General features: G+C 33.5%; 25 protein-coding genes. 20 read left to right on the top strand and 5 right to left on the bottom strand.

Going from position 1 to position 25,431, the window contains the following annotated elements:
* Nucleotides 1–58: 58 nt before the first annotated feature.
* A complete protein-coding gene (locus ABD935_RS05240) occupies nucleotides 59–2,431 on the top strand; it encodes a GAF domain-containing protein (protein ID WP_345190611.1) in 2,373 nt (790 codons plus the stop codon).
* Here the strand turns inward: ABD935_RS05240 and ABD935_RS05235 are convergent.
* Nucleotides 2,428–3,630, bottom strand: coding sequence for a Pycsar system effector family protein (locus tag ABD935_RS05235; RefSeq protein ID WP_345190610.1), 1,203 nt, complete (start codon nucleotides 3,628–3,630; stop codon nucleotides 2,428–2,430). The genes ABD935_RS05240 and ABD935_RS05235 overlap by 4 nt on opposite strands.
* 207 nt (nucleotides 3,631–3,837) lie before the next feature.
* Between ABD935_RS05235 and msrB the strand changes: the two genes are divergently transcribed.
* The 7 genes from msrB (at nucleotide 3,838) to ABD935_RS05200 (ending at nucleotide 8,728) form a co-directional block, all read left to right on the top strand.
* Entirely contained in the window at nucleotides 3,838–4,299 is a 462-nt protein-coding gene (gene msrB / locus ABD935_RS05230; protein WP_345190608.1) for a peptide-methionine (R)-S-oxide reductase MsrB, read from the top strand.
* Nucleotides 4,289–4,828, top strand: a complete 540-nt coding sequence (gene msrA, locus ABD935_RS05225; RefSeq protein ID WP_345190607.1) for a peptide-methionine (S)-S-oxide reductase MsrA — start codon at nucleotides 4,289–4,291, stop codon at nucleotides 4,826–4,828. The genes msrB and msrA overlap by 11 nt, the downstream gene beginning before the upstream one ends.
* Entirely contained in the window at nucleotides 4,828–5,349 is a 522-nt protein-coding gene (locus ABD935_RS05220; RefSeq protein WP_345190606.1) for a peroxiredoxin family protein, read from the top strand. Before msrA ends, ABD935_RS05220 begins: the two co-directional genes overlap by 1 nt.
* A 3-nt stretch (nucleotides 5,350–5,352) precedes the next feature.
* Entirely contained in the window at nucleotides 5,353–5,595 is a 243-nt protein-coding gene (locus tag ABD935_RS05215; RefSeq protein WP_345190604.1) for a glutaredoxin family protein, read from the top strand.
* A gap of 2 nt (nucleotides 5,596–5,597) precedes the next feature.
* The gene (locus tag ABD935_RS05210) at nucleotides 5,598–7,163 is read left to right on the top strand and encodes a protein adenylyltransferase SelO (RefSeq protein ID WP_345190603.1); all 1,566 of its coding nucleotides are present in this window, start codon (nucleotides 5,598–5,600) and stop codon (nucleotides 7,161–7,163) included.
* Between the two features lie 5 nt (nucleotides 7,164–7,168).
* A complete protein-coding gene (locus tag ABD935_RS05205; RefSeq protein WP_425550198.1) occupies nucleotides 7,169–7,705 on the top strand; it encodes a peptide-methionine (S)-S-oxide reductase in 537 nt (178 codons plus the stop codon).
* Between the two features lie 66 nt (nucleotides 7,706–7,771).
* Nucleotides 7,772–8,728: an aldo/keto reductase gene (locus ABD935_RS05200; protein WP_345190600.1), complete on the top strand. Its 957-nt coding sequence runs from the start codon at nucleotides 7,772–7,774 to the stop codon at nucleotides 8,726–8,728.
* A gap of 62 nt (nucleotides 8,729–8,790) precedes the next feature.
* Here the strand turns inward: ABD935_RS05200 and ABD935_RS05195 are convergent, their stop codons facing one another.
* On the bottom strand, nucleotides 8,791–9,633 hold the full coding sequence (locus ABD935_RS05195; RefSeq protein WP_345190598.1) for a hypothetical protein: 843 nt from the start codon (nucleotides 9,631–9,633) through the stop codon (nucleotides 8,791–8,793).
* 85 nt (nucleotides 9,634–9,718) lie between these two features.
* Between ABD935_RS05195 and ABD935_RS05190 the strand changes: the two genes are divergently transcribed.
* The 11 genes from ABD935_RS05190 (at nucleotide 9,719) to ABD935_RS05140 (ending at nucleotide 18,202) form a co-directional block, all read left to right on the top strand.
* On the top strand, nucleotides 9,719–10,594 hold the full coding sequence (locus tag ABD935_RS05190) for an acyl-CoA thioesterase (RefSeq protein ID WP_345190597.1): 876 nt from the start codon (nucleotides 9,719–9,721) through the stop codon (nucleotides 10,592–10,594).
* Entirely contained in the window at nucleotides 10,587–11,273 is a 687-nt protein-coding gene (locus tag ABD935_RS05185) for a glycerophosphodiester phosphodiesterase (RefSeq protein ID WP_345190596.1), read from the top strand. Before ABD935_RS05190 ends, ABD935_RS05185 begins: the two co-directional genes overlap by 8 nt.
* Entirely contained in the window at nucleotides 11,270–12,481 is a 1,212-nt protein-coding gene (locus tag ABD935_RS05180; protein ID WP_345190595.1) for a BaiN/RdsA family NAD(P)/FAD-dependent oxidoreductase, read from the top strand. Before ABD935_RS05185 ends, ABD935_RS05180 begins: the two co-directional genes overlap by 4 nt.
* 154 nt (nucleotides 12,482–12,635) lie before the next feature.
* The gene (locus ABD935_RS05175; RefSeq protein WP_345190594.1) at nucleotides 12,636–12,881 is read left to right on the top strand and encodes a hypothetical protein; all 246 of its coding nucleotides are present in this window, start codon (nucleotides 12,636–12,638) and stop codon (nucleotides 12,879–12,881) included.
* Complete coding sequence (locus tag ABD935_RS05170) at nucleotides 12,871–13,143, top strand: hypothetical protein (RefSeq protein ID WP_345190593.1); 273 nt, start codon at nucleotides 12,871–12,873, stop codon at nucleotides 13,141–13,143. Before ABD935_RS05175 ends, ABD935_RS05170 begins: the two co-directional genes overlap by 11 nt.
* Before the next feature lie 2 nt (nucleotides 13,144–13,145).
* Complete coding sequence (locus ABD935_RS05165; protein ID WP_345190591.1) at nucleotides 13,146–13,685, top strand: DUF1697 domain-containing protein; 540 nt, start codon at nucleotides 13,146–13,148, stop codon at nucleotides 13,683–13,685.
* Nucleotides 13,686–13,687: 2 nt separating this feature from the next.
* Nucleotides 13,688–14,776: a diphosphomevalonate decarboxylase gene (locus ABD935_RS05160; RefSeq protein ID WP_345190590.1), complete on the top strand. Its 1,089-nt coding sequence runs from the start codon at nucleotides 13,688–13,690 to the stop codon at nucleotides 14,774–14,776.
* Nucleotides 14,777–14,830: 54 nt separating this feature from the next.
* Entirely contained in the window at nucleotides 14,831–15,178 is a 348-nt protein-coding gene (locus ABD935_RS05155; protein WP_345190761.1) for a four helix bundle protein, read from the top strand.
* Between the two features lie 36 nt (nucleotides 15,179–15,214).
* On the top strand, nucleotides 15,215–16,144 hold the full coding sequence (locus ABD935_RS05150) for a mevalonate kinase family protein (RefSeq protein WP_345190589.1): 930 nt from the start codon (nucleotides 15,215–15,217) through the stop codon (nucleotides 16,142–16,144).
* Nucleotides 16,145–16,214: 70 nt separating this feature from the next.
* Nucleotides 16,215–17,117, top strand: coding sequence for a geranylgeranylglycerol-phosphate geranylgeranyltransferase (locus ABD935_RS05145; protein WP_345190588.1), 903 nt, complete (start codon nucleotides 16,215–16,217; stop codon nucleotides 17,115–17,117).
* Between the two features lie 230 nt (nucleotides 17,118–17,347).
* Nucleotides 17,348–18,202 carry a pseudouridine synthase gene (locus tag ABD935_RS05140; protein ID WP_345190586.1) on the top strand — a complete coding sequence of 285 codons (855 nt, stop codon included), beginning with the start codon at nucleotides 17,348–17,350 and terminating at the stop codon, nucleotides 18,200–18,202.
* 92 nt (nucleotides 18,203–18,294) lie between these two features.
* On the opposite strand, the gene ABD935_RS05135 is transcribed toward ABD935_RS05140, so the two are convergent.
* The 3 genes from ABD935_RS05135 to aspS are packed head-to-tail and all read right to left on the bottom strand — an operon-like array spanning nucleotide 18,295 to nucleotide 22,152.
* Nucleotides 18,295–18,531, bottom strand: a complete 237-nt coding sequence (locus tag ABD935_RS05135) for a hypothetical protein (RefSeq protein WP_345190585.1) — start codon at nucleotides 18,529–18,531, stop codon at nucleotides 18,295–18,297.
* 33 nt (nucleotides 18,532–18,564) lie between these two features.
* Nucleotides 18,565–20,352 carry a chloride channel protein gene (locus ABD935_RS05130; protein WP_345190584.1) on the bottom strand — a complete coding sequence of 596 codons (1,788 nt, stop codon included), beginning with the start codon at nucleotides 20,350–20,352 and terminating at the stop codon, nucleotides 18,565–18,567.
* Between the two features lie 45 nt (nucleotides 20,353–20,397).
* Nucleotides 20,398–22,152, bottom strand: a complete 1,755-nt coding sequence (gene aspS / locus ABD935_RS05125; RefSeq protein ID WP_345190583.1) for an aspartate--tRNA ligase — start codon at nucleotides 22,150–22,152, stop codon at nucleotides 20,398–20,400.
* A gap of 290 nt (nucleotides 22,153–22,442) precedes the next feature.
* Here aspS and ABD935_RS05120 point away from each other — a divergent pair, with 290 nt between their 5' ends.
* Complete coding sequence (locus ABD935_RS05120) at nucleotides 22,443–25,364, top strand: TonB-dependent receptor (RefSeq protein WP_345190581.1); 2,922 nt, start codon at nucleotides 22,443–22,445, stop codon at nucleotides 25,362–25,364.
* Nucleotides 25,365–25,431 lie beyond the last annotated feature (67 nt).

The following is a 25,431-nucleotide window of genomic DNA, read 5'->3' as shown; positions in this document are numbered from 1 at the left end:
TAGTTTAAAACGACTAAGCCAATAATTTGTAACTTTGTATACCAAGCATCATAATATTATGGATATCAACGACAATATTGAGTCGCCTTTAAATCTGCAAGTTAGTTTTAATAAGTTATTAGAGCATTACGAAACTTTGGCTAAAAGCGATGAAGCATTTATTGTTGCTAAGGCAAACCGCATTTTAGAAACAGCAGAACACTATCCGGAACTGAGAGAGGGTTTTAGCGATGTATCTATATTAAAGACAAGAGCAAAGGAAATAAGTATTATTCTTCAAGATTCGTTTAGTTCGATTTTAACAAAAAACGAAATTAAAACGGCTTCTGTTCCTTTTCATAATTTAATTTTTAACGCTTCAGAACGTTTTAGAAATATCATCAAAACCGCAGGCGATGATTTTGAACTTGATATAAAAAATATGCCAAAAGATGATACCTACATCATTGCGTGTACCATCATTTTAAACTTTTGTTATGGCTATAATTTAAACTTTAAAAGACCATTTTATTACGAAATACCTGATGCAAACGGGGTGCTTCATTATTATAAAATATTATATAATGCAGATTTTACTGAAATAGTACCAACAAAAAATGCACCAAAAATTACCCAAAAAGATTACGATGAATTATTGGATAATTTTGAAAATATTGAACTTTGGAAAGAAAAATTCCCTCCCAATAGTTATATTTTTAAAGGGTTTGTAATATCTAATATTTTTGATGTTACCGACGACCAATCAATTTCTAACATCAAATCCAGCTTAATTAGTAAAGGCAAACGTAAAGATGAAAGTTTTATTGAAAGTTTTCATGAAGTCTTTAGGTCCCTTTTAGGTATAAATGATATCAAAGTGGGCTTTTCAATCTTTAATAAAGAAGAGAATACTTTTGAGCATGTTTATGGAGCGGGAATGAATAGCTTTCTTTTAGGGGATTTAGAAAGTGCAAGTTGTGGAGATTCTTTATGCAGTTGGTCTTATAATAGGTTGTTAAAAGAAAACAAGTATTTTTCAGTATCTGATGTAGACAAAACGTTTAAAAAAGCAAAAGGTCGTGCACCACATATTACTAGTTTACATAAGCAAGGGGTTAAAAGTGCCATTTTTGCTCCTATTGCAAATGATGACGGCTTAATGGGTGTCATTGAAATCGTATCTAATAAACCTCAAGTGCTTAATAGTATTAACGCCAATAAGTTGGTTGATGTCATGCCATTTATAGTATCGGCTGTTGAGCGATCTAAAAATGAAGAAGCTAATTTAATAGAAGCTATTATTCAAAAAGAATGTACTTCTATTCATCCAAGTGTCCATTGGCAATTCGAGAAGGAGGCTAAAAACTTCATTAAGGCAGAAATGAATGGTAAGCAAGCTATTTTTAGTAAAATAGCATTCGAAAACATTTATCCGCTTTATGGTCAAATAGATATTAAAGGGTCATCCGAAGCTAGGAATAATGCAACTAGATTGGATTTAACGCTTCAGTTAAATGCTGTTAAGAATATTTTTGAAAAAGTTTCAGAAATAGAATCCTTACCAATTTATGAACAGTTTGTCTATCAAATCGATGACTATTTAGAAGGATTGAACACTCATTTTCAAGTAGATAGCGAACAGCAAATTTCTGAGTTTATTAAACAAGATATTGAGCCTGTATTAAAACATATTTACGCGATTGATGATTTGAAAGTACATATTGATGCTTATTTTGATAGTATTGATGATAAAGTAGATGTGCTTTATAACCATAGAAGAGATTATGATAATACCATTGCCATGATTAATAAAGAAATGGCATCGCTTTTAGATAAAAAACAAGTAGAGGCACAACAAATGTATCCGCATTATTTTGAACGGTTTAAAACGGATGGTGTAGAACATAATATGTATATAGGTGAATCTATTACGAAAGAAGATTCATTCAATCCAATTTATCTTTATAATTTAAGATTATGGCAGTTGCAAGTCATGTGCGAAATGGAAAATACGTATTACCAAATGCAATCTGAATTTCCGGTAGCACTAGATGTGGCTTCTATGATATTAGTATTCAATCAACCACTATCTATAAGTTTTAGAATGGATGAAAAACAATTTGATGTAGATGGTACTTATAATGCTAGGTACGAAATTGTAAAAAAACGAGTTGATAAAGCTTATATAAAAGGAACAAATACACGAGTTACTGATAAAGGAAAGATTACGATAGTTTATTCTCAAAAACAAGACGAACGAGAGTATTTAAGATATATTAAATTTTTGCAGTCCAAGAATTATTTAGATACTGATGTGGAGATTGTTGAATTGCAGGATTTGCAGGCTGTAACTGGTCTTAAGGCAATACGAGTAAGTGTGCTATATCATAAAAATGAAGAAGATAAAGCCTTTTACACTTATGATGATTTAATGAAGGAAATTAAGGCTTAAGAAGCTCCTCCAAAATATTTAAAAGCAATAGCAAAAGAAATAACACTCACAATAATACCAATCATAAATACGGAATATGTAAGTCTAAGAATCTTGTATTTTTTATCTAAAACCAATCCTAAAAAATATAAATCTTTTTTCATTGAAGAATATAAGTAATCGCGGTCTTGCATCATTTCGCCCATAGCCCATTCAAAATCTTTAAGGCTCATTTTATGAAAGTTTCCAAAGAATAGCAGATTCACTTTTTTGTTAGCAACATCGTCTTTGGTAAACTTTCCGCTAGTAATATTTGGTCTCGTGGCCAATATGGATAGTATAATTGATGCCACCGTAAATAGAACAAAAATGGCGGTCGGTACAATAAGATGTTCATTAGAGGCATTATCTAACTTAGAAACCAAATTTGATAAAACTAAAGACACAATAATGGCATTAACGGATAACAGAATATTTGCCTTTGTGTCTGCAATATTACTAAGATGCATGTGGTTTTTTAAGGTAACACGAAACATGGTTTCAATACCACGTTCTGGTAATTCTACCTTGTTTTTTTTAAAACGTAATTCCTCTTTTTTCTGTTTTAATTTATTGCTTTCTATCTCAATTTTTTTCTTGGATTTCAGTAGCTCTGAAATATTTTTGCCCTTTCTTTTGTCCCAATTAGCCGATGCTTCATCAGTATAAAATCGATGTTTTGTGGTAAGGAAATTTATGTTTTCATCAAGCCATTCGCTTTCAGATAATTTTTTATTACAGTTTAACTCCCACTCTTTTCTTAGTAATTCTGAAACTTCTATGTAGCTTTTACTGCCTATATGGGAACAATCGGCATCTTTAATTATTTTTTCTAATTGGGTTTTTGGTTCATGCGCTATTTTAGTAGCTAAAATCAAATTACAAACAGCATTAATGTCAGCCTCAGGAATTTTTTGCTGTTTTAAGAAATTGGATGCAATTATCGCGCTTTCTTCTTCATGGTTTTTAATACTTTTAGTAAAACCGGTATCATGAAACCAAGATGCAATTAACAGAAGGTTTTTTTGAGTGTCGTCAATCCCTGAAAGGCTGGCTAGCTCATTCGCTTTTTCAACTACACGTTGGGTGTGGGTAAGATTATGGTAAACAAAAGAAGTATCTAGATTTTCATTTAAAAAACTAATTACAAATTTTTCAACTTTATCAGTTAAGCTATCCATGGACATTAATAGTTTATTTAGTAAAAATACTAAACTTTATTCAACATAAAGTTATAGCTGCTAAAACGTAAATATTTGTCGTAAATTTCATGAATGTTTTCAGTCTATCAAGAAGAATCGAAAATGTAAGTTTTTCATAAGAGTTTCGACTGATTTTTAGTTGAAAGCATATTATTAATTAATTTAAAAAAGAAAGGAATACATATTATGCTAACTTGGAAAGAAGTTATCAACTTTTCCGTAAAAGGAAACCCAACTCCAGACAAACGTGTCGAGAAATCAGAAGCCGAATGGCGGGCACAATTATCTCCAGAACAATTTAGAATTACAAGACAAAAAGGTACGGAACGTCCACATAGCGGTGCGCTTTGCAGTATTCATGATGCAGGCAAATACAATTGTGTGTGTTGTAATACGCCTTTGTTTGATTCTAGCATTAAATTTAGCTCAGGTACAGGATGGCCTAGTTTTACACAACCCATTAAAGAAAATGCCATTAAGTACGAAAGGGATACCGCCTTTGGTATGGTTCGCGTTGAGGTGATGTGTAATACTTGCGACGCCCATTTAGGGCACGTATTCCCTGATGGTCCAGAACCTAGCGGATTACGTTATTGTATTAATTCGGAATCTATGCAATTAGAAAAGGAGATAACTAATGAACAATAAAAATCTACAATTAGCCACATTTGGTGGTGGCTGTTTTTGGTGTACGGAAGCCGTATTTCAAGAAGTAAAAGGTGTTGAAAAGGTGGTGTCTGGATATTCAGGAGGAAACGTTCCTGGGTATCCAACTTATAGAGAAATTTGTTCTGGTTTAACAGGGCACGCCGAAGTAATACAGGTCACTTTTGATTCAAACATTATTTCTTATGAAGATATTTTAGTTATTTTCATGACCACTCATGACCCAACAACTTTAAATAGACAAGGTGGCGATAAAGGAACCCAATATCGTTCGGTTATTTATTATCACGATGATGCTCAAAAAGAAATTGCAGACCTTGTGGTTAAAGAAGTTTCTCGGTATTATGAAAACGCTGTAGTAACTGAAATAAGCCCTTTAGATGTTTTTTATGAAGCTGAAAAAGAACATCAAGATTATTATAGAAATAATCAAACGCAAGGGTATTGCAGTTTTGTAATTACACCAAAGTTGGCAAAGCTGCGTAAGCTTCATGCTGATAAATTAAAATAATGAAAATTAAATTTAAAGAAAGGGATAATTATATGTCTAATCAATTAGAACATAAACAAGTATTTAAAGCGCCAGAATTTGATGTTAATCAGTGGGTTGATACTGAAGGAAACAAAACAGAAGCTATTAAGCTTTCAGATTTTAAAGGTAAGTTTAAAGTCGTGTATTGTTTTCAAAGTTGGTGTCCAGGATGCCATAGTAAAGGATTACCAGATTTAAAGAAAATGGTTAATGCTTTAAAAGGTAATAATAATGTTGCCTTTTTAGCCATTCAAACAGTTTTTGAAGGACATGATTCCAATACTTACGAGAAAATGGTAGCAACCCAAAAACAATATGATTTGCATATACCATTTGGGCATGATGCGGGTAATGATGGGAAATCTATATCCAATATCATGACCAATTATCAAACAGGAGGGACGCCTTGGTTTTTGTTTATAGATAAACATGACAATGTGGTGTTTTCAGACTTTCATTTAAATCCGGATGCGGCCATTGAGTTGCTCAAAACGATGTAAATTTTGAAAGTAGAAATTAAACTTTATGGCACCGAAAAGTGCCATAAAACACAATACTATAAAAAATATTTAACAGATTTGAATTTGAAATATGCATTTCTTGACGTTGAAGCAAATAATGACAGTGCTTACGCATTAAGAAGTCTCTACGAAAACAGAAAGCTTAATTTTCCAACGATTACCATTGGGAAAAAGAAGTTGCGAAATCCGTCGGACAAAGATTTAAAGAAATGGATTGAAAGATAAGTATGAAATTAAACATAAAAGATAAATTTAATGTAGCATTGCCAGCAGACCCAAGTCTGGAAAATACAAGAAGACAGGTTAAAAACAGTTGCTTTTCTTATGTAACACCCAAAAAAACGGCAAACCCAGAGTTATTGCACGTTTCTCCAGAGATGCTTCAAAACTTAGGTTTAACGGAGGCAGATAGTAAAAGTGAAACTTTTTTAAAGGTGTTTACCGGAAATCAAGTATTACCAAATACTAAGCCTTACGCCATGTGTTATGGTGGGCATCAATTTGGGAATTGGGCAGGGCAATTAGGTGATGGCCGTGCCATTAATTTATTCGAAGTAGAACATAATTCTCAACCTTGGATATTGCAATTAAAAGGTGCTGGAGAAACGCCATACTCTCGAACTGCAGATGGTTTAGCGGTATTGCGTTCGTCCATTCGTGAATATTTATGTAGTGAAGCCATGTATCATTTAGGTGTGCCAACAACACGTGCATTATCATTAGCGTTGTCTGGCAACAAAGTATTGCGTGATGTACTGTATAATGGTAATTCAGCCTATGAAAAAGGAGCTGTTGTAGCACGAGTGTCTCCTAGTTTTTTGCGTTTTGGAAGTTATCAGATTTTTGCAGCAAGACAAGATAATGAGACCTTAAAAACGTTGGTAGATTTCACTATAAAACAGCATTTTTCACATTTAGGAAACATAATTACTCCAGAAACATATTTAGAGTTTTTTAAAGAAGTTTCAGAACTAACTTTAGATATGATTGTCCATTGGCAACGTGTTGGTTTTGTGCATGGTGTTATGAATACGGATAATATGTCCATTTTAGGTTTAACCATAGATTATGGGCCTTATGGTTGGCTTGAAGGATTTGATTATGGTTGGACACCAAATACAACCGATAAGCAACATAAACGTTATCGTTACGGAAATCAGCCTAATATTGGTTTGTGGAATTTAATGCAATTAGCCAATGCCTTATATCCATTAATTGAAGATGTTCCTGCTTTAGAAGGTGTTTTAGAAGCTTATAAAACCAATTTTGATATAGCGTCATTAAGTATGATGCGTTCCAAGTTAGGTTTGCGAACAGAAGTAGATGGGGATAAATTTCTCGTTCAAGATTTAGAAGAGCAGCTACATGTAACAGAAACTGATATGACCATTTTTTTTAGAAATTTAAGTGATTTCAAAAAAGATGAACCTTTTAATGGATTGAAAGCGGTTGAAGATTCGTTTTATATGCCTAAAGAAGTTTCGGGTGCAATCGAAGAAAAATGGAACGACTGGTTTCAGCGTTATGCAACAAGATTGGAACAAGAGCCTTTTTCAGATGAAGAAAGAAAAGAGAAAATGAATACGGTAAATCCTAAATACGTATTACGAAATTATATGGCACAATTAGCGATTGATGCTGCCGATAAGGGCAATTATAAATTAATAGATGAATTGTTTTTACTTTTAAAACAACCTTATAGCGAGCAATCCGAACACCAAAAATGGTTTTCAAAGCGTCCTGAGTGGGCAAGGAATAAAGTGGGGTGTTCCATGTTGTCATGTAGTTCGTAATGGAGATGTTGCAAAAAATAGCATTAGGAGGCGGATGTCATTGGTGTACAGAAGCGGTATTTCAATCTTTAATTGGCGTTACAAAGGTAGAACAAGGTTTTGTGGCTTCAACTCATGAGCATAGTTCATTTTCAGAAGCTGTGATTGTTCATTTTAATTCGGAAGATATATCCCTAAAAACATTAGTTGAGGTGCATTTACATACGCATAAAAGTACATCAAATCATGCCATGCGAATCAAATACCGTTCTGCAGTTTACGTGTTTTCAGAAACTCAAAAACAGGAAGCAGAGTATATTATAGACACCTTTCATAAAACGTTTAATAACGAATTGATAACCCGAGTATTTCCGTTTAAAACATTTAAAGCCTCCAGGCAAGAAATTACTGATTACTATTATGATAACCCAGAGAAACCATTCTGTGAAAGCTTTATAAATCCAAAGCTTAAACTGTTATTAAATCAATTTTCAGCTTACGCGAATCTTGATAAATTAAAACATTTAAAACATGCAAAGTACCAAACTGAATATTCAAAATAAAAAAGGGCACAAATTACAAGCGTATTTGGAGTTGCCACCAAGTAAAATACAACCATAATCATGAGTATGAAAACAACAAAAATAGGATTAGGACTGGCCGCTTTAGGCAGACCGGAATACATTAACATAAGAGAAGATAACGCAATAGATAAATCTGAAGAAGCTTTTAAAAACAATGCGTTTGCTGTATTGGATGAAGCCTATAGATTAGGTGTGCGTTATTTTGATACGGCACCATCTTATGGTAAAGGCGAAGCTTTTTTAGAGGCATGGAACGCTACAAATAAGCATCCAGATGTTGTTTTAGGTACAAAATGGGGCTATACCTATGTGGCTAATTGGGAACTTGGTTATAACGGACAGCATGAGGTTAAAGAACATTCCATAGAAAAGTTGTTGGAGCAGTGGCAGGTGTCAAAAAAAATGCTTTCAAAGTTAAAATACTATCAGGTACATTCTGCAACTTTTGAAAGTGGTATTTTAGATAATGAAGCGGTTCTAAATCAACTTTATAACATTAAAAAAGAAACTGGGTTGCAAATAGGTATTACTACAAGTGGCGCCAACCAAAAAGAGGTTATTGCTGAAGGGTTAAGGGTTAAAGTTCAAGGAGAGTTATTGTTTGATAGTTACCAGGTCACTTATAATATATTTGAGCAATCTACTTTTTCAGTATTAAATGATGCGCTTCAACATGGTAAAAAAGTTATTGTAAAAGAAGCTTTAGCCAACGGACGTGTTTTTCAAAATGAAAAATTTCATCATAATCAAGCGTCTTATAAAAAAATGCAGCAATTATCTGAGAAATATCATGTAGGAATAGACGCTGTTGCTTTGCGCTTTGTAATGGATAGTTTTCAGCCAACTTATGTGTTGAGTGGTGCTTCAAATATAAGTCAACTACAACAAAACTTAAAAGCTTTAACTTTTAAGCTTACAGAACAGGAGCTGTATTTTTTAAAGACTTTGAAAGTGCCGGCCGAATCATATTGGAAGGAACGTAGCTTATTGAGTTGGAATTAAATATTATTGGTCATGTTCTAAAATTATTTTTACACTCATTTAGAAACGGATTTTGGGTATTATCATTCTAACTTTAATTCATATAAATTACCACCATGACCATGTGCTTTTTCATCAGTAATATATAACGTTTTATTGTCTTTAAAACAGACGCCTTCTTTTTGTGATTCAAAATTAAAATCATAAGACTTTACGGTTCCTTTAAAGAAGTCATCAGAAGAGAAATTTGAAAAAACCAAAACAGATTTTTGTGTAAGCAGTGCTACTTGTTTTCCATTGGCACTAATATCTGCGGAAGTTGCCCAACATAACAAATCATTACACGAACTAAACGAACTTATAAGCTCGGCAATATGATGACCTTGTTTTGCTGGGATTTTATATAAATACGTTTTACCAAAATCATATTTTACCCGACTTTTAGTAAACAAGTATAAACTATCATTAAAATGGAAAAATGCTTCGCAATCAAAATACTTACTTTTCCTTTTTGGAGGAAACTTGTTCTGGTTTGAATAACGAAATGAAATACGCTCAACGTTAACTTTTTTAGAACTATTAAGAGCTTCACGATTGACTTTTAAAATGGCCAAGTTTTTTCTTTTATTCAAGTTGTTTCCAAAGTCTCCAATGTATAAGTTTCCTTTTTCATCGGATGCTAAATCCTCCCAATCGTTATTTTTTGCATTGATTTTTAATTCTTTCTTAATTTTTCCTTTTTCATTTAAACCGTATATTTTTGCTGAGTTTCCACCATCATTCAGCATCCAAATTAAATCTGAATTTGGTAGGGTTTCAGTTCCAGAAACTTCATTTAAAGCTTTGGGGACATCTGTTATAACGGTTAAATTTCCAGTGTCGCAACTAGAGGCAATTAAAAAAAAAGAGACAAGAAGTTTATTCATTTAGGCAGTCATGATTTATAGTGTTAAATTTACACAGAATTATTGATATTAAAATTTATTGATAAACAAAGCATTTTAAAAATTCATGACTACAGTTAACGACTTATTAAATCTTTTAGTTTTAGAACAAATAAACGATAATGAGTTTAACGGTGTTAGTAAAACTGTTGGGAGCCCAGTAGTTTTTGGTGGTCAAGTTTTGGCACAAGCAATAAACGCTGTCAGCAGGACCATTACTAATAATAGGGTGTTGCACTCCATGCATTCATATTTTTTAGAAGCTGGAGATTTGGAATGCCCAATTACTTATAATGTGAGTATAGTTAGAGATGGTGGGAGTTTTTCTGTGCGTAGAGTTACGGCGCACCAAAAAGAAATAACTATATTTATACTGTCGGCTTCATTTCATAAACGAGAATCGGGTTACGATCATCAAATAGCTATGAAATCCGGTTTAAGCCAACCCGAAACATTATTAAGCTGGACGGATATGCTCAAACAATATGGTGATTTTTTACCAAGAAGCCTTAAAGCCTTTTTTGAAATAGAACGCCCTATTGAGTTTAAACCAACCGAGTTTGTGAATCCTTTGGAAAAGAAAGATTTACCACCTTTTTATGATGTATGGTTTAAATTAAAGGGTGATGTCGGGAATTTAGATTTGTCAACTAAACAACAAATTTTAACGTATGTTTCCGATTATAACATTTTGGTTTCTGCGCTTAAGCCACATGCAAGTAAAGCGCATTGGGGAAACATGCAAACGGCAAGTTTAGACCACTCCATGTGGTATTTTAGAGATTTTGATTTTAGTGATTGGTTACTATTTTCTATAGAATCTCCTAATATGTATGGTGCAAGAGGATTTGCAAGAGGAAATATTTTTACAAGAGACGGAAAATTAATAGCATCTGTAACTCAAGAAGGGTTAATGCGACCTAAAAATAAAAAAAATGAATAGTAAAATTCTTAAAATAGGGCACCGAGGTGCAAAAGGACATGTTACGGAAAACACGTTAGAATCTATTAAGAGGGCTTTGGAATTAGGTGTTGATGGCATCGAAATTGATGTGCATTTATGTGCGTCGGGAGAGTTAGTTGTCTTTCATGACTTAACTTTAAATAGATTAACTGATGGCTCTGGTGAGGTTTCTAACCACACCCTTAAAGAGTTGAAAAGGCTTAAAGTAAAAGGGCGTTATGAAATTCCAACATTAGCTCAGGTTTTGCTTTTAATTGACAAAAAGTGTTTGGTTAATATAGAATTGAAAGGACAAAATACAGCTAAAGAAGCTTGTAGGTTAATTGATTTTTATGTTGAAAAGAAAGGTTGGGAATATCAAAATTTTATTGTGTCTAGTTTTCAATCAAGTTTACTTGAAACTGTTTTTAAGATCAATGATAAAATTCCATTAGGTGTAATTACAGATACAGATTTGGATAAAGCAGTTGCTTTTGCTAAAACAGTAAATGCCGGTTCAATTCATGCTGATTTCACTATGTTAACCGAAGAGAATGTTCAAGAATTACAGAAAAACTTTAAAGTAGTCGCTTATACCGTAAATAATTTGAAGCCTTTAGATCGTGTTAAAGCTTATGGCGTAGATGCTATAATATCTGATTACCCAGATAGAATATGATTGAAAAAGATGTGATTATTATTGGCGGCGGAGCAGCAGGTTTTTTTGCAGCCATAAATATTGCTGAACAGAATCCAAATTTAAAAGTAGCCATTTTAGAGCGTACCAAAGTAGGATTGGCCAAAGTTAAAGTGTCTGGTGGTGGCCGTTGTAATGTAACTCATGCCGAGTTTATTCCACAAGAATTAGTACAGAATTATCCGCGTGGCGAAAAGGAATTGTTAGGGCCGTTTCATCAATTTATGACTGGCGATACGATTGAATGGTTTGAAAAACGTGGGGTCGCATTAAAGATTGAGGAAGATGGTAGAATGTTCCCTGTTTCCAATTCATCACAAACTATTATAGATTGTTTTTTGAATGAAGCAGAAAAGCATCATGTTGAGGAGTTATATAATCATTCGGTAAAATCAATTGAAAAACATGGTAAGCTATTTCATATTCAAACATCGCAAGGTGAGTTTTCATCTAAAAAAACAGTGGTCGCAACGGGAAGTAATCCTAAGATTTGGAAACTTTTAGAAAATTTAGGGCATACAATTTCACAACCGGTACCATCACTTTTTACATTTAATATAAAAGATCAACGCATACAAGATATTCCCGGAGTGGTAGCTTTGGATGTTGAAGTTAAAGTTGTAAATACAGATTTATGGAGCGAAGGCCCTTTGCTAATAACCCATTGGGGTATGAGCGCTCCATCCATATTGAAATTGTCTGCTTTTGGCGCTTTAGAATTAGCAGAAAAAGATTATAAATTTAAAATAGAAGTCAATTTTATAAAGCAAACTTTTGAAGTTTGTTTGGATGTTTTAAAGACATTGAAACAAGATTTAGCAAAAAAAACGGTATTCAAATCCACGCAATTCGATTTGCCAAAACGGTTATGGCATAAATTGGTGTTGGCATCAAATATGAACGCTGAAACACGTTGGGCGGATCTAAATAAATCGCAATTGGAAGATTTAGCAAATCAACTTACAGGAGCTATTTTTAATGTGGATGGAAAAAGCACATTTAAGGAGGAGTTTGTTACTGCTGGAGGTGTTAACCTAAAAGAGATCAATTTTAAAACATTTGAAAGTAAGCGTTGCGAAAACTTGTATTTAGCTGGCGAGGTTTTAAATATTGATGCCGTTACCGGAGGGTTTAATTTCCAAAATGCTTGGACTGGAGCTTATATTGTTGCTCGGAATATTTCAAAATAGTTTTCCTTTTAATAAGAAGGGATTAAGGAGTGTGTAGTTTATTGATTTTTAATTTTTAACGCTGCATGGGTCAATCCAAATCATGGAAAAACTATTTTAAAAAGCCAATAAGTAATATATAATGTATATATTTGATATATAAAAAATATATACAATGAGCAAAACAAAAAAACTTATAGAGCTAGATGATAAAGCTATTGCAATTCTCGAAAAACAAGCAAAACTTCAAAAACGTTCGTTAAAAAATTATATTGAATATACTTTGGAAGATGCTGCTTTGAGATATAGCGAACCTTCTGAAGAATATAAAGCCATGATGGATAATATGTTAGAAAGAGACGAGAAAGGTACTTTAAAATATCATTCTTGGGAAGATATTAAAGCGCAATATGGCAGGTAAACGCATTGAATTTACTGAAGAAGCCAAAATTGAATTTCATAAAGCGAAATGCTTTTCAGCATTTAAAAATAAAGAAGAGGAATTTTGGGTTGACGTTGATAGACAGTTAAAGCTGATAGTTGAATATCCTGAAGCGTTTCAAATTCGGTATAAAAGTATTCGTATTATTCCGTTGGAAAAATTTCATTACTCCATTCACTACGTTATCAAACCATATGGCGTATTGGTGTATCGGTTTCTTAATCAAAAGCAAGATTTTTAAAAATGAAAACATACATCGCACTTTTAAGAGGCGTAAATGTTAGTGGGCAAAAGAAAATCCCCATGGCAGAATTACGTAAGTTGCTTTCTAAATCTGGATTAAAAAACGTTCAAACCTATATACAAAGTGGCAATGTTATATTTCAATCTTCAGCAGAAAACATTCAAGAACTAGAGTTAGAAATTCATGTCGCTATAAAAAAGCATTTTGGTTTTGAAGTGCCTATTCTCATTAAGACACCAAAAGATTTACAACGAATTTTTGATGATTGCCCATTTACTGAAAATCAAAAAGCAAATAGTTATTTTACCATGCTTTATACAATTCCTGATAAAATCTTAATTGACGAAGCTTCAAAAGCATCTTATCTAAATGAAGTGTTTATCATAACGAATGATTGCATCTATTTTCATTGCTCAATGAGCTATGGAAAGGCAAAATGCAGCAATAATTTTTTTGAACGAAAATTGAAAGTTACAGCTACGGCAAGAAACTATAAAACTATGGTAAAGTTGTTATCTTTGTCGGCAGATTTGAAATAGATATGAAGGAAGAACAATTCACCCCAAAGCCTTATAAAAGCTCAGTTGAAAACGGAAGCTTCACCTGGTCATCACCAAGTAATATTGCACTAGTTAAATATTGGGGAAAAAAGAAAAATCAAATTCCAGAAAACCCATCCATAAGTTTTACGCTAAATAATTGCAAAACAACTACAACACTTAGTTTTTCCAAAAAGCATAGTCATGCTGATTTTTCTTTTGAAGTATTTTTAGATGGCGAAAAAAAAGACGATTTTAAACCAAAAATCGAGACCTTCTTTAAGCGAGTTGAAACTTATTTGCCTTTTTTAAGAGATTATCATTTTAAAGTTGAAACTTCAAATACATTTCCACATAGTTCAGGAATAGCATCTTCAGCATCAGGAATGAGTGCTTTAGCATTGTGTTTAATGAGTCTAGAGAAAGAATTAAGTGAAGATGTTTCTGAGGCATATTTCATTCAAAAAGCATCATTCTTAGCTCGTTTAGGTTCAGGAAGTGCATGCAGAAGCCTTGAAGGTGATTTAGTAGTTTGGGGAAAACATGAAGAAATCCAAGGAAGTTCAGATTTGTTTGGCGTAAAATACCCTTTTGAAGTTCATCAAAATTTTAAAAATTATCATGATACTATTTTGTTAGTTGATAAAGGAGAAAAGCAAGTAAGCAGTACAGTTGGGCATAATTTAATGCATGGTCATCCATTTGCACAAGAGCGTTTTAAACAAGCACATAAAAACCTTTCCGATATAATCACTATTCTAAAAGATGGCGATTTAGATGGGTTTGTTGCTTTAGTGGAAAGTGAAGCACTAACGCTTCATGCCATGATGATGACAAGCATACCATATTTTATTCTAATGAAGCCCAATACATTAGAAATAATAAATAAAATTTGGAGTTACAGGCAAACAACCCATTCTAAAGTGTGTTTTACCTTAGATGCAGGGGCAAATGTGCATGTGCTTTATCCTGAAAATGAAACGGAATCAGTAATGGAATTCATTAATAGCGAGTTAGTTGAGTTTTGTCAAAAAGGTGAGTATATCAACGATAAAATTGGATTTGGTGCTAAATTAATTAATAAGGAATAGTTAATAATGAAGAATTAAAATGTATGTTTATTGCTGATTTTAATTCAAAATATGATGAAAGAAAACATTATTAAAGATAAAAGCTTTAATTTTGCAGTAGATATTGTAAATTTATATAAAGAACTGGCATACAATAAGAAAGAATATGTCATGTCAAGACAATTGTTGAAATCTGGAACCTCCATAGGAGCAAATGTAAGAGAAGCAGAATATGCGCAGAGCAAACCGGATTTTACCGGTAAAATGTCAATAAGTCTAAAAGAAGCAAATGAAACTGATTATTGGTTAGACTTGCTTCATGCAACAGATTTTATTAATGAAGAAGAATTTAAAATATTCAAACCCAAATCAACTGAAATGTTGAAATTATTGGTAAGTATTGTAAAAACATCAAAACAATAATTATTAATTTTTCACTATTAATTTTTAATTAGTATTATGAAAGGACCGCTCTTTTACTCAAAAATTCTACTCTTCGGAGAATATGGAATTATTAAAGATTCTAAAGGTTTATCTATTCCGTATAACTTCTATAATGGTGCTTTAAAGACAGATGAAAACCCCTCTGATAATGCTATAGCATCTAATAAAAGTTTAAAACGTTTTGCTGATTATTTAGAACATATTGATGATGCATTAGTGACTTTTGATACAGCGTCTTTAAAAAAACATATAGAAGCAGGTATGTATTTTGACTCGTCGATACCTCAAGGTTATGGCGTTGGTAGTAGTGGAGCTTTAGTTGCAGCTATTTATGATAAATATGCTTTTGATAAAATTACTGTTTTAGAGAATTTAACACGTGAAAAACTTTTAAAGTTGAAGTCAATTTTTTCTGAAATGGAATCTTTTTTTCATGGAAAATCTTCTGGTTTAGACCCTTTAAATAGTTATTTAAGCATTCCAATTCTTATAAATTCTAAAGATAATATTGAAGCTACAGGTATTCCTGCACAGCAAAGCGAAGGTAATGGCGCTGTGTTTTTATTGGATAGTGGCATTATTGGCGAAACAGCACCTATGGTGAGTTTGTTTATGGAAAACATGAAACAAGAAGGTTTCCGTAGTATGCTTAAAAATCAATTTATTAAACATACCGATGCTTGTGTAGATGATTTTTTAAAGGGCGATGTTAAGTCTTTATTTAGAAACACAAAACAACTTTCAAAAGTAGTTTTAAGCCATTTTAAACCAATGATTCCGCAACAATTTCACGAGCTTTGGAAAAAAGGTATTGAAACCAACGAGTATTACCTGAAACTATGTGGTTCAGGTGGCGGCGGTTATATTCTTGGGTTTACTGAAGATATTGATAAAGCTAAACAAGCACTTGCAGATTATAAATTAGAAGTCGTTTATAACTTTTAAATCTCACTGTCATCCTGAGCGCTCCCGATAGTTATCGGGACGAAAGGTCTCATCAAAAAGATATTTTTTCATGCTTAGTCGAAAACAAAAGCACATTCTACTTAAGTTTTTCAGCATGTTTTCTGTGGTTAGAGGCTACAATATTCTCATTATTGTTATTGCACAGTATTTGGCATCAATTTACATTATGGCTCACGGTAAACCTTTAAAACAAGTTGTTTTAGATGTTAATTTATTTATGCTGGTTTTGGCTTCTGCGGCAACTATAGCTGGAGGGTATATCATTAATAATTTTTACGATTCTGAAAAAGATTTGATCAATAGACCTTTTAAGTCTCAGTTAGATAGATTGGTGAGCCAAAATACAAAGTTATCATTCTATTTTGTTCTGAATTTTGGCGCCGCTGTTATGGCGAGTTATGTGTCTTTTAGAACCGTAATGTTCTTTTCTGTTTACATTTTTGGTATTTGGTTTTACTCGCACAAACTTAAAAAACTCCCTTTTATTGGCAACTTAGTATCTGCTATTTTAACCATTACGCCATTTTTTGCCATTTTCATGTATTATAAAAACTTTGAAACCGTCATTTTTGTACATGCTATGTTCTTGTTTTTAATGATATACATGAGAGAACTCACTAAAGATTTAGAAAATATTAAAGGAGATTTGGCACTAGGCTATAAAACCATTCCAATTATTTATGGTGAAAATGCTTCCAAGATCATGCTTACCGTGTTGTCATTTTTAACGCTGATTCCAACCTATTTACTTTTATATCGTTTTGAAATAGGTTACATGTATTTGTATTTTTACCTCTGTATCATTCTATTACTAATTTTCTTAGTAATACTTTGGAAATCTAAAACAAAAACACACTATTTAATACTTCATAATATTTTAAAATTTATGATTGTTGCGGGTGTATTTTGTATCGTTTTGATTAATGTTGGCGTGGTTCTAAATCGTATTTAAATAATTTGGGCGTTACCACAAGGGTCAGGCTTTAGTTCGTTGGCCTATATTTTAAATTAATGAACTCATGAATGTAAACATTTCGGCAGTCGCTTTTTTGTGTGCATAAGGTGCAACAACACAAAAAGAGCTTCAACAATGCCTCAATCCTTAACGCAGAAGCAACAAAACAACAATCTTAAATCTACAATCATAATATTAAGTATATCTTTGCAGCAAAATTACAAGTAATGAGTAAGCAACAAGGGAATAAGGGAAAAGGTAAACCATCTGGACGAGGAAGCGGAAACACACGTTCTACAAGTTATGCACGAGGAAATGCACCTATTAAAAAGAACAATCCAACACCAAAACAAGCACAAAAAAAACCAAGTAATCCTGATGAAATCAGATTAAATAAATACATAGCTAATTCGGGAATGTGTTCGCGTCGTGAAGCCGATTCACATATTGCCATTGGTTTGGTAACTGTTAATGGTAAAGTAATTACCGAAATGGGGTATAAAGTTAAGTTAGGAGACGAAGTACGTTACGATGGTGCCAAAATAAATCCAGAAAAAAAAGCTTATGTTTTGCTGAATAAGCCAAAAGGCTTTGCTACTACAACCAGCGAAGGCAAAGGCAGAACCGTTATGGACTTGGTGGCAAACGCAACATCCTCACGTATTAAACCTATAGGGCGTTTAGGAAGAAACTCAAAAGGCTTATTGCTGTTTACCAATGATGATGCCATTGCAGATAAATTCACGAATTCTAAACATGGCGTAGCACGTTTATTTCATATAGAATTAGATAAAAACTTAAAGCTTGAAGATTTAAAAAAGGTTCAAGCCGGTTTTAAGGTACACGACAGACTTATAGCTGTTGAAGAAATTAGTTATATAGATGGTGCTTCAAAAAGAGAGTTAGGCCTCAAAATTAAGAATACAGGAAACACTTTAATCCGAACTATTTTTGAGTATTTAAAATATGATATTGTGAGTTTAGATTGTGTAGCCATTGGTCATCTTACCAAAAAAGATATTCCTCGTGGTAGTTGGAAACATTTAACGGAGCAGGAACTGAATACCTTGAAGATGCTTTAAAAATTGATAAAGAAGGGAATGAGTAGGTTTAGAAACAAGTTCAAAATGACTTAGATTCTACATTAGTGATTGTAGTGGTATTGACCCAAACATTAATGCTTTTCACGTTTCTGATTCTTTCGCATTTTGTCCAAATTTTCTTTGGTAAGCATATAATCTTTGAGGTCTTTGTCTTTCCATCGGTAGTATGAAAATAATGGAAAAACAACTAAAAAAAGTCCTAATACACCAAAACCAATAAGTTTTTTTGAATAGTCAACATCGAGTGTGAACCCCAAAATAATACTGGTAAAAGCTGCAATAGTTAAAACGAGAATCAGGTATTTCATGATTTTAATGGTGCTATTGAGATAATAGTTTACCTATTGTGTAAAATTAATAAGTTGCTGCCTGTAAGCTGTTAATAGTTTTGATTTTGAAATATAACCATAATACTTTCCGCCTTTTGTTACGGGTAAATTCCATGCGCCACTGCTTTTAAATTTATTCATGATGTCGTTCATAGAATCTTCGTCATAATCAATAATCCCAGCATCGGCATGCATAAGACTTGATGCTTCCACTTTGTCATAAAGGTCAGAATCAAACATCATATGCCTCATATCGTCTAAACGTATAACGCCTAAAAACTCATGTTTATCATTTACAACAGGGAAATGATTTCTTGAGGATTTAGCAACAGCCTCTTTTAAAATATTACCAAGTTTCATTTCTGGTTTTAAAACAATAAAATTGGTTTCAATAACTTTATCAATATCAAGAACCATAAGTACATTTTGGTCTTTATCATGTGTCATGAGTTCGCCACGTTCAGCAAGTTTAAGGGTGTAAATTGAATGTGATACGTAGTATTTTGTAATGGCAAATGAAATGGCAGAAACTATCATTAGTGGGACAAACAACTCATAACCACCTGTTATTTCAGCTATAAGGAAGATGGCGGTTAATGGGGCGTGTAAAACACCAGCCATTAATCCGGTCATTCCGATTAGGGTGAAATTTGATTCGGAAACATGAAAATCAAGCCCTGTGTTATTAATAATTTTAGCAAATGCATTACCTAATACATTTCCCATAACCAATGTTGGAATGAATACTCCACCAACCCCGCCTGCTCCAAAAGTGGTAGTCATGGCAATGGCTTTAAATATCCCGATGCCTAGTAAAAGTCCTATAACGATCCAGATATTAGATAAATCTAAATCGAAAGGTGTGCTACCAATTGCTGCAAGATGGTCTCCCTTGAGTAGATTATTCATAATGCCATACCCCTCTCCATAAAGCGGTGGGATAAAATACAACATGGTGCCAATGGCTAAACCGCCTATTAATAACCGTAATGCTCTACTCTTAAATTGTTTAAAAAAGTTTGTAATGCCAAAAAACACTTTTGAAAAATATACAGATGCAAGTCCGGTTACAAGTGCCAAAAGAATGTAAAATGGAATATCGTTAACTTCAAAGGTATCGGTTAATTCAAATCGAAGTAAAACATCAGTTCCTAAAAACATGTATGAGGTAACCACAGCTGAAACCGAGGCTAATAAAAGTGGTACTAATGAGGCAAAAGCAATATCTAAGCTAAAGATTTCTATAGCAAAAATAATGGCTGCAATGGGGGCTTTAAACATGGATGCCATGGCACCGGCGGCAGCACAGCCTATTAGAAGCATACGGGTTTTTGTGTTCATGTGAAACAACCGTGCAGCATTGGAGCCTAAAGCAGAGCCCACACTAACCGCAGGGCCTTGCAATCCCACCGAACCACCAAAACCTGCAGTTAAAGGCGCTGTAATTAAAGCTGCATAAATATTATATCTTGGGATGATACCATTTAATTTCGAGATGGCATATAAGGTTGATGAAATACCGTGACCAATATGTTTTTTTAACCAAGTTTGCTTTATAATATAAACAAGTAGTAACCCAATCATAGGAAAAATGAAGTACAACGAGTTTTGGTAGTTGTTGAAAAAATCTAATTCAAAAAGTAATCGGATATAGTGTGTTAAGTTTTTGAGTACTACTGTGCCAAGACCTGCTAAAAAACCAACTAGAACACTTAGTATATAGACAAATTGACGTTCGGAAATATGCTTGTATTTCCAAATCAGGAATTTGCGTAATAGACTTTTAGTGGTAAAAGGCATTGTATAAAATTACTAAAAAATCCTGCGAAAAGCAGGATTTTAAAATTATGATTTCAAATTAAGTTTTAAGCTTAATTCTGTTAATTGTTGCTCATCAATAGGGGCGGGAGCGTCAATCATCACATCCCGTCCAGAATTGTTTTTTGGGAACGCAATAAAATCACGGATGGTTTCTTGTCCGCCAAGTATGGCAACCAATCTATCCAGCCCAAAAGCTAAACCACCATGTGGTGGCGCACCATATTGAAAGGCATCCATTAAAAACCCAAATTGTGCTTTGGCTTCTTCCTCGGTAAACCCTAGATGCTTAAACATAATGGCTTGTGTTTCTTTATCGTGGATACGAATGGAACCTCCTCCAATTTCATTTCCATTTAATACCAAATCGTAAGCATTGGCTTTTACGTCTCCTGGATTAGAATCTAATAATTCTAATTGTCCTGGTTTTGGAGATGTAAATGGATGATGCATGGCGTGGTAATGTCCAGTTTCCTCATCTAATTCTAAAAGCGGAAAATCGATGACCCAAAGTGGTGCAAATACTTTAGGGTCTCTTAAACCTAAACGCTCTGCTAATTCCATACGTAAGGCGCTTAATTGCGCGCGTACTTTATTGGTTTCACCAGAAAGCACGCAGACTAAATCGCCTGGTTTTGCTCCAGTAACTTCGGCCCATTTAGCGAGGTCGTCTTGGTCGTAAAATTTATCGACTGAAGATTTGTAGCTTCCATCGTCATTACAACGCGAATAGACCATGCCTAATGCTCCAACTTGCGGACGTTTTAGCCAATTAATTAATTTGTCTATGTCTTTTCTGGTATAGCTATTTCCTCCAGGAACTGCAATTCCAACGACTAATTCTGCAGTATTGAACACACCAAAATCTTTATGTTGAGCAACGTCATTTAATTCGCCAAATTCCATTCCAAATCTAATATCTGGTTTGTCGTTTCCGTATAAACGCATGGCATCATCGTAAAGCATTCTTGGGAATTTTTCAACTTCAACACCATTTACTTCTTTTAATAAATGACGTGTTAATCCTTCAAATACATTTAAAATATCTTCTTGTTCAACAAACGCCATTTCACAATCTATTTGTGTGAACTCGGGTTGTCTGTCGGCACGTAAATCTTCATCTCTAAAGCATTTTACAATCTGAAAATATTTATCCATACCACCAACCATCAACAATTGTTTGAATGTTTGAGGCGACTGTGGAAGTGCATAAAATTCACCTTGATTCATTCTAGAAGGCACAACAAAATCTCGTGCGCCTTCGGGTGTGGATTTTATTAAATAAGGGGTTTCAACTTCTATAAAACCTTCATTGGATAAGTAGTTTCTAACTTCTTGGGATACTTTAGACCTAAAAATCAAACTGTTTTTAACGGGATTGCGTCGAATATCTAAATAACGATATTTCATTCTAATATCTTCGCCGCCATCGGTTTTGTCTTCAATAGTAAAAGGCGGAAGCATGGATTCGTTTAAAATAGTTAGTTTGGAAACTAATATCTCAATATCGCCAGTGGGCATATTTGGGTTTTTTGAAGCCCGTTCAATAACCATTCCTGTAACTTGAATTACAAACTCGCGACCTAAGTTTTGAGCCTGTTCGATTAATTTTTTGGAGGTACGTTCTTCATCAAAAACGAGTTGCGTCAAACCATAACGGTCACGTAAATCTACCCATACAATAAAACCTTTGTCTCTAGACTTTTGTACCCAACCAGAAAGGGTTACTTCTGTATTAATGTTTGCAGCTGTTAATTCACCACAATTATGACTTCTGAACATAGTAAAATTTTGATGTGCAAATTTAATCAAATACGTTAGAGTATGAATTTTTATAGTTGTTTTTTTAGTTAGAATGTGTTCTGTCTATTTGTTGAAGAGGGGTTGCTTAGTATGTTTTTAAAATTTATCAAATTCGCAATTTTTTAAATTAACAATTATTAATACTTCTATTTTTTTATGATGTTATTGCGAATATTTTATATGTACGCATAATATTTTATTGATAATTGATTATTTTGCCCGATAAAATACATATATTAGCAGCAACTAATTCAAAACTATTTATAATTATGAGTAAATTAATTCACTTAAAATCCCTGTTGTTTCTAATGTTTTTAGGAATATCAGGAACAATGTTTGGGCAAGAGGTTTCTGGTAATGTTTCGGACGATTCTGGTCCATTACCAGGTGTATCGGTAATTGTAAAAGGTACAACTACTGGTACTGCAACAGATTTTGATGGTAACTATTCAGTTAAGGCAAGTAACGGCGACATATTGGTGTTTTCTTATGTTGGGTATGATACTCAGGAAAAAACAGTTTCTGGCAACACCATGAATATTACAATGCAATCTGGTGTTGCATTAGATCAAGTTGTGCTTGTTGGATCTAGAAACCCGAGTAGAACGGCTGTTGATTCTGCAGTAGCCATTGATGTAATAGATGTTACTGAGCTGGCTAATAAAGCCCCTCAAACCTCTGTTAATGAGATATTAAATTATGTGGCACCATCTTTTACGTCTCAAACTCAAACAGTATCTGATGGAACGGATCATATAGATCCTGCCTCTTTAAGAGGGTTAGGACCAGATCAAGTATTGGTTTTAATAAATGGAAAAAGAAGGCATAATACTGCTTTAATAAATGTCAATGGCACAGTTGGAGCTGGTAGTGTTGGTACAGATATGAATGCAATTCCTACGGCTGCAATACAAAGAATTGAAGTATTACGCGATGGCGCTGCTGCACAATACGGATCTGATGCTATTGCAGGTGTTATAAACATTGTTCTCAAGGAAGCTACGGGGAAATTAGATTTAACCATAACTTCTGGAGCAAATTTTAGTGAAAATTCAAATCAATTTGAAGGTGGTAGTGATGGGGAAAAATTTAAACTTGATGCAAACTACGGAGTTCCTTTAGGAGATAAAGGTGGTTTTATTAATTTTACGGGAACTTTATCTACAAGAGAGCCAGCGCTTAGAAATAAAGATTACGCAGGTGACATATTTAGAGGTTACCATGGAGCAGAAAGAGTATTTGCCGCCAATGGTGGTAATGTTGCGGATATGACGCTTTTTGATTATCAAACAGCTGCACAATCAATTTCATATATAGATGCTGCTACTCAGTCTCAAATTGCTGGATTAGATTTAAACCAACAAGCAGATGTAGATACATTTAGAGGAATTTTAGATTTTGACGCAGATGCAGACGAATTAGCTGCTAGAGGATTAACAAGAGAAGATTTTAGATTTAAAGTAGGAACTTCTAAATTAAGAGAAGGGAAATTTTTCTTTAACTCTAGTATTCCTGTAAGTGAAAATGCTGAAGTATATTCATTTGGAGGAGTATCCTACCGCAGTGGTTTAGCTTCTGGGTTTTATAGAAGACCTGCTCAAGGTGATGGTAGAGCAAATACACCAGCATTTCCTAATGGATTTTTGCCAAGTATTGGTAGCGATATTGTAGATAAATCTTTATCTGTTGGTATTAAAGGAAAAGTAAACGAACATTGGGAAGTAGATTTTTCTAATACCTTTGGAGAAAACCTATTTACTTATACTGTAGGTAACTCTAGTAATGGTACTTTAGGTACAGGTACTCAAAGATCCTTTGATGCTGGGACAATAGGGTTTTCTCAAAATACAACTAATTTAGATGCAACTCGTTTTTATGATGATATTTTTGATGGATTAAATCTTGCAATTGGTGCTGAATATAAAGTAGAAAACTATTTTATTGAAGAAGGAGAGCTCAACTCATATGCCAGTTATGATATTAATGGTGATATAGTTACAGCATCGACAACCGATGATTTACTAGTTAGAAATAATTTCACAGGAGCTCCATTAGGTGGAGGAGCTCAAGTATTTAGAGGCTTTGATCCGAATAACGCAACTAATAGCACAAGAAACAGTATTGCTGCTTATATTGATTTAGAAGCTGATTTTACGGAAAGCTTTCTAGTAAGTTTAGCTGCACGTTATGAAAATTTCTCAGACTTTGGAGGGACAATTAATGCTAAGCTAGCAGCACGTTATAAGATTACTGATAATTTAAATGTTAGGTCAGCTGTTAATACTGGTTTTAGAGCACCATCACTTCATCAACAATTTTTTAGTAGAACAAGTACTGTTTTTCAAAATAATGTGCCATTAGAGCAAGGGACATTTACTAACGACAGTAGATTAGCAGATTTATTGGGTATTGATGAATTAAAGGAGGAAACATCAACAAGTTTTAGTTTAGGTTTTTCGGGAAAAATCCCAGATGCAAATTTAACATTTAGTATAGATGGGTATTTAATTAATATCGATGATCGGATTGTTTATAGTGGAAGTTTTGGAGCAGGTACAAATACTAATGTTCAAAAGATATTTAGAGATGCAGGTGCTACAAGTGCTCGGTTCTTTGTGAATGCGATAGACACAAAAACTAAAGGGTTAGATATAGTGCTAAGCCATAAAACCAGCTTAAGTGATGAGTTACAATTAACATCAGACTTGGCTGCAAATTTCACTGAAACAGAAGTCGACGCATTAAATGTTCCTTCAGCTGTTACTGCTGCTGGGCAAACAGGTAATTTCTTTGATGCTCAAGAAGAAGCATTTTTAACACTTGCGATTCCTAGAACTAAAGCGAGCTTATCAAATAATTTATCCTACAAAAACTGGAACTTCTTATTAAGAAATACTTTTTTCGGAGAAGTGGAAGATCCAGATGATTTTGCAGGATCTGCAAGTGTAGCTCAACATACTGTTTCTGCTGATGCTGTATATGGAAGTAAAGTAGTTACAGATTTAACAGTGTCTTATGAACTTAATGAGGATGTCAATATTTCTATTGGAGCAAATAACTTATTTGATGTATACCCTGATGAGAATAGACCAGGAGGAACTTCTGGGGATCAATTTGTTTACTCAAGAAGAACATCTCAGTTTGGTTATTCAGGAAGGTATTTGTTTGCAAGAATGAATTTTAAATTATAAAGGTAACCAATAATAAGTCGTCCTAAAATAGGTTGACAGTTTTTAATAATTAAATTAATCCAGAGAA

It is taken from the genome of Algibacter agarivorans (genome assembly GCF_039543245.1).
Lineage (GTDB): Bacteria > Bacteroidota > Bacteroidia > Flavobacteriales > Flavobacteriaceae > Algibacter_G > Algibacter_G agarivorans.
The sequence above is the reverse complement of the archived record's forward strand: the minus strand, read 5'-3'. Positions and strand labels throughout refer to the sequence as shown.

Excerpts from the sequence above, each read along its gene's own strand:
- ABD935_RS05240 (WP_345190611.1), top strand. The coding sequence starts at position 59 with ATGGATATCAACGACAATATTGAGTCGCCTTTAAATCTGCAAGTTAGT.
- ABD935_RS05235 (WP_345190610.1), bottom strand. The coding sequence starts at position 3,630 with ATGGATAGCTTAACTGATAAAGTTGAAAAATTTGTAATTAGTTTTTTA.
- msrB (WP_345190608.1), top strand. The coding sequence starts at position 3,838 with ATGCTAACTTGGAAAGAAGTTATCAACTTTTCCGTAAAAGGAAACCCA.
- msrA (WP_345190607.1), top strand. The coding sequence starts at position 4,289 with ATGAACAATAAAAATCTACAATTAGCCACATTTGGTGGTGGCTGTTTT.
- ABD935_RS05220 (WP_345190606.1), top strand. The coding sequence starts at position 4,828 with ATGAAAATTAAATTTAAAGAAAGGGATAATTATATGTCTAATCAATTA.
- ABD935_RS05210 (WP_345190603.1), top strand. The coding sequence starts at position 5,598 with ATGAAATTAAACATAAAAGATAAATTTAATGTAGCATTGCCAGCAGAC.
- ABD935_RS05205 (WP_425550198.1), top strand. The coding sequence starts at position 7,169 with ATGTTGCAAAAAATAGCATTAGGAGGCGGATGTCATTGGTGTACAGAA.
- ABD935_RS05200 (WP_345190600.1), top strand. The coding sequence starts at position 7,772 with ATGAAAACAACAAAAATAGGATTAGGACTGGCCGCTTTAGGCAGACCG.
- ABD935_RS05195 (WP_345190598.1), bottom strand. The coding sequence starts at position 9,633 with ATGAATAAACTTCTTGTCTCTTTTTTTTTAATTGCCTCTAGTTGCGAC.
- ABD935_RS05190 (WP_345190597.1), top strand. The coding sequence starts at position 9,719 with ATGACTACAGTTAACGACTTATTAAATCTTTTAGTTTTAGAACAAATA.
- ABD935_RS05185 (WP_345190596.1), top strand. The coding sequence starts at position 10,587 with ATGAATAGTAAAATTCTTAAAATAGGGCACCGAGGTGCAAAAGGACAT.
- ABD935_RS05180 (WP_345190595.1), top strand. The coding sequence starts at position 11,270 with ATGATTGAAAAAGATGTGATTATTATTGGCGGCGGAGCAGCAGGTTTT.
- ABD935_RS05175 (WP_345190594.1), top strand. The coding sequence starts at position 12,636 with ATGAGCAAAACAAAAAAACTTATAGAGCTAGATGATAAAGCTATTGCA.
- ABD935_RS05170 (WP_345190593.1), top strand. The coding sequence starts at position 12,871 with ATGGCAGGTAAACGCATTGAATTTACTGAAGAAGCCAAAATTGAATTT.
- ABD935_RS05165 (WP_345190591.1), top strand. The coding sequence starts at position 13,146 with ATGAAAACATACATCGCACTTTTAAGAGGCGTAAATGTTAGTGGGCAA.
- ABD935_RS05160 (WP_345190590.1), top strand. The coding sequence starts at position 13,688 with ATGAAGGAAGAACAATTCACCCCAAAGCCTTATAAAAGCTCAGTTGAA.
- ABD935_RS05155 (WP_345190761.1), top strand. The coding sequence starts at position 14,831 with ATGAAAGAAAACATTATTAAAGATAAAAGCTTTAATTTTGCAGTAGAT.
- ABD935_RS05150 (WP_345190589.1), top strand. The coding sequence starts at position 15,215 with ATGAAAGGACCGCTCTTTTACTCAAAAATTCTACTCTTCGGAGAATAT.
- ABD935_RS05145 (WP_345190588.1), top strand. The coding sequence starts at position 16,215 with ATGCTTAGTCGAAAACAAAAGCACATTCTACTTAAGTTTTTCAGCATG.
- ABD935_RS05140 (WP_345190586.1), top strand. The coding sequence starts at position 17,348 with ATGAGTAAGCAACAAGGGAATAAGGGAAAAGGTAAACCATCTGGACGA.
- ABD935_RS05135 (WP_345190585.1), bottom strand. The coding sequence starts at position 18,531 with ATGAAATACCTGATTCTCGTTTTAACTATTGCAGCTTTTACCAGTATT.
- ABD935_RS05130 (WP_345190584.1), bottom strand. The coding sequence starts at position 20,352 with ATGCCTTTTACCACTAAAAGTCTATTACGCAAATTCCTGATTTGGAAA.
- aspS (WP_345190583.1), bottom strand. The coding sequence starts at position 22,152 with ATGTTCAGAAGTCATAATTGTGGTGAATTAACAGCTGCAAACATTAAT.
- ABD935_RS05120 (WP_345190581.1), top strand. The coding sequence starts at position 22,443 with ATGAGTAAATTAATTCACTTAAAATCCCTGTTGTTTCTAATGTTTTTA.